We start from the raw sequence: 9,597 nt of genomic DNA, 5'->3' as shown, positions 1-9,597 counted from the left end.
GGCCCCTTGTGCTCGATCGTCAGGTAGGAGATGCAGCGCCGGGCGTCGAGCCGGTAGGGTGCCGGGAAGGCCGAGGTCGGGCAGATGTCGAGGCAGGCATGGCAGGAGCCGCAGCGGTCGCGCTCCGGCGCGTCCGGCGGCAACTCGATCGCCAGGTAGATCTCGCCCAGGAACAGCCAGGAGCCCCAGTCGCGCGACACCAAGTTGGTGTGCTTGCCCTGCCAGCCGATCCCGGCCCGCATCGCCAGCGGCTTCTCCATCACCGGCGCGGTGTCGACGAAGACCTTCAGCTCGGTCTTGAAGGTGCGGTGGATCCAGCCGCCCAGCGCCTTCAGCTTCTTCTTGACCACGTCATGGTAGTCGCGGCCCTGGGCATAGACCGAGATCACCCCCCTCTCCCGCTGCTCGAGCAGCGGCAGCGGATCCTCGGCCGGGCCGTAATTGAGGCCGAGCGACAGCACGGTCAGGGCGTCAGGCCACAGCGTCTGCGGGTCGGCGCGGCGGTCGGTATTGGCCTCCAGCCAGCCCATGTCGCCGTGCTGGCCCTCGCCGAGGAACAGCTCCAGCCGCTCCCGCAGCCTGGGGTCGGGCGTGGCGGCGGCGAAGCCGGCGGTGTCGAAGCCGAGGGCGAAGGCCTCGGCCCGGATACGGTCTTTTATGTCGGCCGCGCCGCTCATCCTCGTCCGCGGTAGGAGGGCACGCCCTGGTCGGGCAGCCACAGGCCCTCGGGCGCCGGCCCGCTCTGGTAGAACACGTCGATCGGGATGCCGCCGCGCGGGTACCAGTAGCCGCCGATGCGCAGCCAGCGCGGCTTCATCGCCTTGATCAGCCGCTCCGCCACATAGACGGTGCAGTCCTCGTGGAAGGCGCCGTGGTTGCGGAACGAGCCGAGGAACAACTTCAGCGACTTGCTCTCGACGATCTTCGCCGCCGGGGCATAGTCGATCACCAGATGGGCGAAGTCGGGCTGGCCGGTGATCGGGCACAGCGAGGTAAATTCCGGCGCGGTGAAGCGCACCAGGTACAGCTGCTTGGGGCGCGGGTTCGGCACCGTCTCCAGCACCGCGTCCTCCGGCGAGGCCGGCAGCGCCGTGGCCTGGCCGAGCTGGGTGAGGGCTTCCGTGCCTTGCGCCTTTGCCTTGCGGGCCATGATCTCTCCTCAGAGGGCCGGGATGTCGCCCTGCGCCTGCTCCGCCTCGAAGGCGGAGGCGAAGGCGTCGAGCGTGCCGGCGGTGATGGCGCCGCGCAGCCCGGCCATCAGGTCCTGATAATAGGTCAGGTTGTGCTGGGTCAGCAGCATCAGCCCCAAGACCTCCTCACTACGGATCAGATGGTGCAGATAGGCGCGGCTGTACTGCCGGCAGGCCGGGCAGCGGCAGGCTTCGTCCAGCGGGCGCTGGTCGTCCTGGTGGCGGGCGTTGCGCAAATTGACCGTGCCGCGGCGGGTGAAGGCCTGGCCGGTGCGGCCGGACCGGGTCGGCAGCACGCAGTCGAACATGTCGACGCCGCGGCGGACCGAGCCGACCAGGTCCGACGGCTTGCCCACGCCCATCAGGTAGCGCGGCCGGTCGTCCGGCAGCGCCGGCACGGTGACGTCGAGGGCGGCGAACATCCGCTCCTGCCCCTCGCCCACCGCCAGGCCGCCGATGGCATAGCCCTCGAAGCCGATCGCGGTCAGCGCCGCCGCGGATTCCAGCCGGAGGTCGGGGTAGATGCTGCCCTGGACGATGCCGAACTGGCCGTAGCCGGGCCGGGCGACGAAGGCGTCGCGCGAGCGCTGCGCCCAGCCCATCGACAGCCGCATCGAGCTGGCCGCCACCTCCGGCTCCGCCGGGAAGGGCGTGCACTCGTCGAAGGCCATGGTGATGGTGGCATCGAGCAGGTGCTGGATCTCGGTCGACCGCGCCGGGGACAGCCGGTGCTCGCTGCCGTCGAGATGCGAACGGAAGGTTACGCCGTCCTTGTCCATGCGCCGCAGCTGCGACAGCGACATCACCTGGAAGCCGCCGGAATCGGTCAGGATCGGGCCTGGCCAGTTCATGAAGCGGTGCAGGCCACCCAGCCGGGCCACCCGCTCCGCCCCCGGGCGCAGCATCAGGTGGTACGTGTTGCCCAGCACGATCTGGGCGCCGGTGGCCGCCACCTCCTCCGGCCGCATCGCCTTCACCGTCGCGGCGGTGCCGACCGGCATGAAGGTCGGGGTCTGGACCACGCCATGGGCGGTGTGCAGGCGGCCGGTGCGGGCGGCGCCGTCGCGCGCCAGGGGTTCGAAGCGGAACTCAGTCATCTCTGTCCGACCGGTGCAGCAGGCAGGCGTCGCCGTAGGAGTAGAAACGGTAGCCCGCGGAAATGGCATGGGAATAGGCCTGCTTCATCCGCTCTATGCCGGCGAAGGCGCAGACCAGCATGAACAGGGTCGACCGAGGCAGGTGGAAATTCGTCACCAGCAGGTCGACGGCGCGGAAGCGGTAGCCCGGGGTGATGAAGATCGCCGTCGACCCGTCGAAAGGCCGCACGGTGCCGTCCCCGGCCGCCGCGCTCTCCAGCAGGCGCAGGCTGGTGGTGCCGACCGAGACGATGCGGCCGCCGGCGGCGCGCACGGCGTTGATCCGCTCCGCGGCCACGGCGGTCAGCACGCCGCGCTCGGCATGCATGACATGGCCTTCGACCGTGTCGCTCTTCACCGGCAGGAAGGTGCCGGCGCCGACATGCAGGGTCAAGCGGACCGTCTCGATGCCGTGCGCCGCCAGCGCGTCCAGCAGCGACGGAGTGAAGTGCAGCCCGGCGGTCGGCGCGGCGACGGCGCCGTCATGCCGGGCGAAGACGGTCTGGTAGTCGGTGCGGTCGCGCTCATCCGGCCCGTCCGGCCGGTCGATATAGGGCGGCAGCGGGATCTCGCCGTGCCGCTGCAGCTGGGCGGCCAGGTTGGCGGGATCGTCGAAGGCGACCTCGACCTCGCCGGCCTCGCCCTTGGCGACGATGGTGGCGGCGAAGTCGTCGGCGAACCGGACCACGTCGCCTGGCTTCAGCTTCTTGGCCGGGCGGGCGAAGGCGCGCCAGCGCCCGGCCTCGGCCGGCTGGTGCAGCATGATCTCGATCCCCGCCAGGCCGCGCTTGCCGTGCAGCCGGGCCGGGATGACGCGGGTGTCGTTGACCACCAGCAGGTCGCCGGCGCGCAGCCGGCCCGGCAGGTCACCGATATGCCGGTCAGCCAGGCCGTCGGCCGCGACCTCGAGCAGCCGGGCGGCTTCGCGCGGCTCGGCCGGCCGGTCGGCGATCAGCTGCCGCGGCAGGTCGAAATCGAACTCGTCGACACGCATCGGAACAGGGTCAGCCGTTCTGCAGCGCCGGCATCGGCATGACCAGGTTCATCAGCGCCCGGAACGGCGCCAGGAACAAGAGGGCGCAGGCCAGTTTCACCGACAGGTCGCCGGCCATCAGGGTCAGGATCGGCAGGCCGGTGCCGGCGAAGGCGATGGTGAAGAAGATCGCGGTGTCGACCACCGAGCCGAGGGCCGAGCCGATGAAGGGCGCGCGCCACCAGGCGGCGCGGCGCAGCCGGTTGAAGATGTGGATGTCGAGCAGCTGCCCGACCAGGAAGGCGGTGCCGGAGGCGACGGCGATGCGCCAGTCGGCCAGCCACAGCGACAGCACCACCGCCAGGGCGAAGCCGGTATAGGCGACCTGGCGGGCGCGATGCGGACCGAAGAAGCGGTTGGTCAGGTCGGTGACCAGGAAGGTGACCGGATAGGTGAAGGCACCCCAGGTCAGCCAGTCGTTGATCGGGAACTGGACCAGGTAGTTCGAGGCCAGCACGACGGCGATCATCGCGATCAGCGCCAGGCCCATGCCGCGGGTTTCGGTGCGCAAGACAGGCTCTTCCAATGCAAAACGCCCGCGGCGCAGCCATCCGGCGCCCGGGTCCGGTGGGGCTTTTAGCGCAACTCGGCCGGCTTGGCCACCGTCGCGGCCCGCGGGGCGGTCATGCCGCCTGGCGGGGCCGCAGGATCCGCCCGAGCAGCGAGAGCGCGAGGCCGATCACCAGGAACACGCCGAAGATGATGCCGAACAGGCTGGGCAGGAACCAGCGCCCGGCGAAGCCGTCGACCGCCGCGTCGCCGGGATCGGCCGGATCATAGGCCACCGGCAGATGCTGCCCGCGGGCGAAGGAGGAGCTGCGCACCGGGCTATGGAACTGCGCCGTCGCGCCCTCCGCCGTGGTGAACTCGACCACCGGCCCATTGTTGAAGTCGACGATCACGCCGTCGGTCGTGGCCGTGCGGCTGCTGTCCTTCTCCCGCCACGCCAGCACGCCGGCGGCGATCAGGCCGACGAGGCCAAGGCCGAAGAAGACCAATCCCAGAATGGGCAGAGCCCGCACGCCGGTGACTCGAGCCATCGCCGCCTCCCCTCGTTTCGCCGAGGATCGGGCATAACCCGGTATTGTGGCAATCTCCGGGACTTCAGGGTTGGACCAAGAGGAACAGCACGGCGCCGGCGCCCAGCAGCAGCAGGGGATTGACCCGGGTGAACAGCAGGGACAGGCAGGAGATCGCGGCGATGGCCCAGGCCAGCACTCCGCCCTCCGCCGCCTGCAGCAGGGTGAAAGACGCGGCCAGCACCATGCCGGCGGCGACCGGCGCCAGCCCGGTCTCGACCGCCCGCTGCCACGGCGCGCCGCGATACCGGGCCCACAGCCGGGCCAGGCCGTAGACCAGCAGCGAGGACGGGACGAAGATCGCGGTCGTCGCCACCAGCGCCCCGGCCCAGCCGGCGGCCTGCCAGCCGACCAGCGTCACCAGCAGCGACCCCGGCCCCGGCGTCATCCGCGACAGGCCGAACAGGTCGAGGAAGCGGGCGTCGGTCATCCAGCCATAGACGCCGACCGACTGGCGGTGGATGTCGGCGACGATGCTCTGGCCGCCGCCGACGCTGAGGAAGGACAGCGGCACGAAGACGATCAGCAGCCGCACCAGCACATTGTCCATCAGCCCCTCCGTGGCCGGTCCATCGCTCAGTCCCTCCGCGGCCGCCAGGCGGCATAGGCAATGCTGAGCGGCGCCAGCACCGCCATCACCGGCAGCAGCGGCAGGCGCAGCACACCGATGGCCAGGAAGGTGGCGATGATGATCGCCACCGGCACGAGGGAGCGCGCCGCCCGACGCGCAGCGCGCACGCCCATCTGCAGCGACAGCCCGACCGCGGCGGCCGCAGCACCGGCGAGCGCCAGGTGGACGGAGCGATACTGCGCCACCTCGGCGAAGGCCGCGGCGGCAGCGATGGCGACCAGCATCGCCGGCACGATCATGCCCAGCACCCCGGCCAGCGCCCCCGGCCCGCCGCGCAGGCGGAAGCCGATCCACAGCGACAGGTTGACGACGTTGACGCCGGGAAAGGCCTGGGCCAAAGCGAGGCCGTTGAGGAAGTCGGCCTCCGACACCCAGCGCCGGTTCTGCACGAACTCCCGCAGCATCCAGCCGCTCAGCCCGCCGCCGAAGCTGGTCAGCCCGATCTTGCTGAAGGCCAGGAAGATCTGACCCAGGCCCGGCGGCCCGGCCGCCATCTCCGCTGCGGTCTCAGCCATGCCTGCCGACCCCTATTCTCCGCGATGCCCCAACTCAAGCGCAGGCGCGGCAAGGCAACAAGGGGCGCGACACCGAGTCCGGGTATCATCGTCCAGTCGCCATGGCAGCGAGGGACGACGCCGAATGCCGATGCCGGATCATCGATCATCGTACCGCTCCGCCGACCGGGCATCGCCGGCCCCGCGCTACGACGTGCCGATTCTGGCTTTCATGGGCGCGTGGATGCTGGTGCTGTCCTGGGACATCGGCGGAGCCAACGGCCTGGTCTTCCCCGGCGGGATCGGCTGGACCATGGTGCTGATCGCGCTGCTGCGCTTCGCCACCAACCCGCATCTCGCCGGCCCGCGAGCCTCCCGCGCCATGGCCGGGCTTTGGCTGGGATGCGCCCTCGTCTTCCTGCTGATCGTTGGCGCCGAGCTGTTCCTCGGCCGCGGGATGCCGCAGAGCTGGAGAGACGCTGCGGTCGAGGCCCTGCACATCCGGCGGGTGGACCGCAGCTACGCCCCTTGAACCGGGGCGGATTTAGAACTCCTCGACGCTGAGCACCCCCGGCACCGATTTCAGCGCCGCCTTGGCCTTGCCGCCCACCGCATAGCCCCCGGGCAGCTCGATCTCGACCTCCTCGGTCGGCGACAGCAGCAGCTGCAGGTTGACCTTGCAGCGGCCCTGCCCCTCGCGGTCCAGCAGCCCGTGCAGCGGCTGGATCGCCTGCACCCCGTCGACATAGATCACGAACCGGGCGGCGCTCTTCGCCAGGGCCTGATCTATCGGCTCGACCGATAGCGCGGTCAGCCGCAGCTCCTCGCCGCGGCTCTGAATCTCCACCGCCATCGCCAGGGCGGCGCCAACCTCGAGCAGCTGCCGGGCCGTGGCCAGGGTCTCGGCGAAGAAGGTGACCTCGAACACCCCGCTGGCGTCGGAGAAGGTGCCGAAGCACATGCGGTTGCCGGTCTTGGTCGTCATCTCGCGCTTCGCCATCAGGATGCCGGCGAGGCGCAGCTGGGTGTGCCCCATCCGCATCTTCTGCCCGATCTCGGCCGAGCGCACCGAGCCCAGGCGCTTGGTGTTGTAGGTGTCGAGCGGATGGGCCGAGAGGTAGAAGCCGACCGCGTCGAATTCCTGCTTCAGCCGCTCCATCGAATCCCAGTCCGGGATGCTGGGCAGCGGCGGCGCGCTGAGGCCCCCGCCGGCCGGGCCGCCGAACAGGCCGATCTGGCCGCTGTCGCGCTCCGCCGCCACGGTGTGGGCATAGCGCAGCAGCGTCTCGAAGGAGGCGACAACGCGCGCACGGTTCTTGTCGATCGAATCGAAGGCGCCGGCCCGGGCCAGGTTCTCCAGCTGGCGCTTGTTCAGCAGCTTGAGGTCGAGCCGCCGCGCCAGGTCGAACAGGTCTTTGAAGGGCCCGCCGCGCTCCCGCTCCTGCACCAGGCTGCGCATCGCCTCCGGCCCGACGCCCTTGATCGCGCCGAGGGCGTAGCGGATGGCCTTGGCGCCATCGGGCAGCGTCTCCACCGCGAACACCGCGTCGGACTTGTTGATGTCCGGGATCAGCAGCTTGATCTTGAGGCGCGTCAGCTCCTGCCGGAAGACGTTCAGCTTGTCGGTGTTGCCGAGGTCGAGCGTCATCGACGCGGCCAGGAACTCGACCGGGTGGTTCGCCTTCAGATAGGCGGTCTGGTAGGCGACGATGGCATAGGCGGCGGCGTGCGACTTGTTGAAGCCGTAGCCGGCGAACTTCTCGACCTGGTCGAAGATGTTGGCGGCCTGCCCCTCCGGCACGCCGCGCGCCGACGCGCCCTCGACGAAGGTCTTCTTCTGGGCATCCATCTCCGCCTTGATCTTCTTGCCCATGGCGCGGCGCAGCAGGTCGGCGCCGCCAAGCGAATAGCCCGCCAGGGTCTGCGCCACCTGCATCACCTGCTCCTGATAGACCATGATGCCGTAGGTCTCTTCCAGGATCGGCTGCAGCGACGGGTGCAGATAGTCCGGCGCCTTCGTGCCGTTTTTCACCTCGATGTAGGTCGGGATGTTGTCCATCGGGCCGGGGCGGTACAGCGCCACCAGCGCGATGATGTCCTCGACCCGGTTCGGCTTCATCCGGCGCAGCACGTCGCGCATGCCCGAGCTTTCCAGCTGGAACACGCCGGTCGATTCCGCCCGCCCGAGCATGGCGTAGGTGGTCGGATCGTCGAGCGGGATCTTCGCCAGGTCGATGTCGAGGCCGCTGGCCTTCAGCAGGTTCTCCGCCGTGCGCAGCACGGTCAGGGTCTTCAGGCCGAGGAAGTCGAACTTCACCAGCCCGGCCTGCTCGACATACTTCATGTTGAACTGGGTGGCCGGGATCGGCGAGCGCGGGTCTCGGTACAGCGCCACCAGCTCGTGCAGCGGCCGGTCGCCGATGACGACGCCGGCGGCGTGGGTCGAGGCGTGGCGGTACAGCCCCTCCAGCTTCATCGCCAGGTCGATCAGGTGGCGCACCCGCTCGTCGTTGTCGCGCTCCTGCTGCAGCGCCGGCTCGCCCTCGATCGCCTGGGCCAGGGTGACCGGGTTCGCCGGGTTGTTCGGCACCAGCTTGCAGATGCGGTCGACCTGGCCATAGGGCATCTGCAGCACGCGGCCGACGTCGCGCAGCACGGCGCGGGCCTGCAGCTTTCCGAAGGTGATGATCTGCGCCACCCGGTCGTGCCCGTAGCGGTCGCGGACATAGGAGATCACCTCGTCGCGCCGGTCCTGGCAGAAGTCGATGTCGAAGTCCGGCATCGACACGCGCTCGGGGTTCAGGAAGCGCTCGAACAGCAGGCCGAAGCGCAGCGGGTCGAGGTCGGTGATGGTCAGCACCCAGGCGACGACCGAGCCGGCGCCGGAGCCGCGGCCCGGCCCGACCGGGATGTCGTGCGCCTTGGACCATTTGATGAAGTCCGAGACGATCAGGAAATAGCCCGGGAACCCCATCTTCTCGATGACGTCGAGCTCATAGTCGAGGCGGGCGGTGTATTTCTCCCGCACCGCCTCGCGCGCCTCGGCCGTCATCTCCGGCGTGTAGACATGCGCCTCCAGCCGGGCCTTCAGCCCCTCATGCGCCTGGGCCCGCAGCTCCTCCGCCTCGCTGCGGCCGGCATCGCCGGTGAAGGCGGGCAGGATCGGGTTGCGCTTCTTCGGCATGAAGGCGCAGCGCCGGGCGATCACCAGCGTGTTGTCGACCGCCTCCGGCAGGTCGGCGAAGAGCTGCCGCATCTCCTCGGCCGTGCGGAAGCGATGGTCGCGCGTCACCCGCCGGCGGTTGGCCTCGACGACATAGGTGCCGTCGGCGATGCACAGCAGGGCGTCATGCGCCTCGTACATGTCCTCGCCGGCGAAGAAGCAGTCATTGGTGGCGACGAGCGGCACGTCCTCCTGATAGGCGAGGTCGATGAGGCCGGCCTCGATCCGGTCCTCCTCCTCCATGCCGTGGCGCATCAACTCGACATAGAGCCGGCCGGGGAACAGCGTCTTCAGATAGCGCAGCGTGCCCGCCGCCCGCTCCGGATGCTCGGCCAGCAGCAAGCGGCCGACCGGGCCGCGCGGCCCGCCGGTCAGGGCGATCACGCCCTCGGTGTGGCCCTCCAGCGCCTCCAAGGGCAGTTGGGGCGCCAGGCCCTGCTCGGTCTCCAGATAGGCGCGGCTGGTCAGCGCCATCAGGTTCTCGTAGCCGGCCTCGTTCTGGGCCAGCAGCACCAGGCAGTCCGGCTCGGCGATGGCCGGGCCGCCGACGCGGGCGCCCGATTCGGTCTCCGCCCGGGTGATGGCGAGGATGGTGCCGATGATCGGCTGGATGCCGTAGTCCTTGGCGGCGAAGGAGAATTCCAGCGCGCCGAACAGGTTGCCGGTGTCGGTGACCGCCACGGCCGGCATCTGCATCTTCTTGCAGATGCCGACCAGCTCCTTGATCTTGATCGCCCCTTCCGAGAGGGAATAGGCGCTGTGCACGCGCAGATGGACGAAATCGGCGTGTGTCATGGCGGCTCTCCGCGGT

10 protein-coding genes are annotated in these 9,597 nt (G+C 69.9%); 1 reads left to right on the top strand and 9 read right to left on the bottom strand.

All coding sequences use genetic code 11. The annotated features are described in order from the left end of the window. The 8 genes from queG to ABDW35_RS24640 form a co-directional block, all read right to left on the bottom strand. The coding region (queG, locus tag ABDW35_RS24675) for a tRNA epoxyqueuosine(34) reductase QueG (RefSeq protein WP_343716514.1) at positions 1-677 on the bottom strand (677 nt) is incomplete at its 3' end. Continuing rightward, on the bottom strand, positions 674-1,150 hold the full coding sequence (gene queF, locus ABDW35_RS24670; protein ID WP_343716513.1) for a preQ(1) synthase: 477 nt from the start codon (positions 1,148-1,150) through the stop codon (positions 674-676). The genes queG and queF, both read right to left, overlap by 4 nt. Before the next feature lie 9 nt (positions 1,151-1,159). Next, entirely contained in the window at positions 1,160-2,287 is a 1,128-nt protein-coding gene (gene tgt, locus ABDW35_RS24665; protein WP_343716512.1) for a tRNA guanosine(34) transglycosylase Tgt, read from the bottom strand. Further along, positions 2,280-3,320 carry a tRNA preQ1(34) S-adenosylmethionine ribosyltransferase-isomerase QueA gene (gene queA / locus ABDW35_RS24660; RefSeq protein ID WP_343716511.1) on the bottom strand — a complete coding sequence of 347 codons (1,041 nt, stop codon included), beginning with the start codon at positions 3,318-3,320 and terminating at the stop codon, positions 2,280-2,282. Before queA ends, tgt begins: the two co-directional genes overlap by 8 nt. A 10-nt stretch (positions 3,321-3,330) precedes the next feature. Then, positions 3,331-3,870: a queuosine precursor transporter gene (locus ABDW35_RS24655; protein WP_343716510.1), complete on the bottom strand. Its 540-nt coding sequence runs from the start codon at positions 3,868-3,870 to the stop codon at positions 3,331-3,333. Positions 3,871-3,982: 112 nt separating this feature from the next. Beyond that, positions 3,983-4,399 (bottom strand): DUF3592 domain-containing protein, encoded by a 417-nt coding sequence (locus ABDW35_RS24650; RefSeq protein WP_343716509.1) that lies wholly within the window; start codon positions 4,397-4,399, stop codon positions 3,983-3,985. Between the two features lie 64 nt (positions 4,400-4,463). Then, positions 4,464-4,988, bottom strand: coding sequence for a chromate transporter (locus tag ABDW35_RS24645; protein WP_343716508.1), 525 nt, complete (start codon positions 4,986-4,988; stop codon positions 4,464-4,466). 26 nt (positions 4,989-5,014) lie between these two features. Further along, positions 5,015-5,584, bottom strand: a complete 570-nt coding sequence (locus ABDW35_RS24640) for a chromate transporter (protein WP_343716507.1) — start codon at positions 5,582-5,584, stop codon at positions 5,015-5,017. 124 nt (positions 5,585-5,708) lie between these two features. Here ABDW35_RS24640 and ABDW35_RS24635 point away from each other — a divergent pair, with 124 nt between their 5' ends. Continuing rightward, positions 5,709-6,095, top strand: a complete 387-nt coding sequence (locus ABDW35_RS24635; RefSeq protein WP_343716506.1) for a hypothetical protein — start codon at positions 5,709-5,711, stop codon at positions 6,093-6,095. Positions 6,096-6,107: 12 nt separating this feature from the next. Here the strand turns inward: ABDW35_RS24635 and dnaE are convergent, their stop codons facing one another. Further along, on the bottom strand, positions 6,108-9,581 hold the full coding sequence (dnaE, locus tag ABDW35_RS24630) for a DNA polymerase III subunit alpha (protein ID WP_343716505.1): 3,474 nt from the start codon (positions 9,579-9,581) through the stop codon (positions 6,108-6,110). Positions 9,582-9,597: the final 16 nt, after the last annotated feature.

Origin of the sequence: Inquilinus sp. (assembly GCF_039594555.1) — a bacterium.
Lineage (GTDB): Bacteria > Pseudomonadota > Alphaproteobacteria > DSM-16000 > Inquilinaceae > Inquilinus.
Note: the sequence above shows the minus strand (reverse complement) of the source record. Positions and strands in the feature narration are given on the sequence as shown.

What these genes read in the sequence shown, in the direction of transcription:
- ABDW35_RS24645 (WP_343716508.1), bottom strand. Translation starts at nt 4,988, where the DNA reads ATGGACAATGTGCTGGTGCGGCTGCTGATCGTCTTCGTGCCGCTGTCC.
- ABDW35_RS24635 (WP_343716506.1), top strand. Translation starts at nt 5,709, where the DNA reads ATGCCGATGCCGGATCATCGATCATCGTACCGCTCCGCCGACCGGGCA.
- queF (WP_343716513.1), bottom strand. Translation starts at nt 1,150, where the DNA reads ATGGCCCGCAAGGCAAAGGCGCAAGGCACGGAAGCCCTCACCCAGCTC.
- dnaE (WP_343716505.1), bottom strand. Translation starts at nt 9,581, where the DNA reads ATGACACACGCCGATTTCGTCCATCTGCGCGTGCACAGCGCCTATTCC.
- ABDW35_RS24650 (WP_343716509.1), bottom strand. Translation starts at nt 4,399, where the DNA reads ATGGCTCGAGTCACCGGCGTGCGGGCTCTGCCCATTCTGGGATTGGTC.
- tgt (WP_343716512.1), bottom strand. Translation starts at nt 2,287, where the DNA reads ATGACTGAGTTCCGCTTCGAACCCCTGGCGCGCGACGGCGCCGCCCGC.
- queA (WP_343716511.1), bottom strand. Translation starts at nt 3,320, where the DNA reads ATGCGTGTCGACGAGTTCGATTTCGACCTGCCGCGGCAGCTGATCGCC.
- ABDW35_RS24640 (WP_343716507.1), bottom strand. Translation starts at nt 5,584, where the DNA reads ATGGCTGAGACCGCAGCGGAGATGGCGGCCGGGCCGCCGGGCCTGGGT.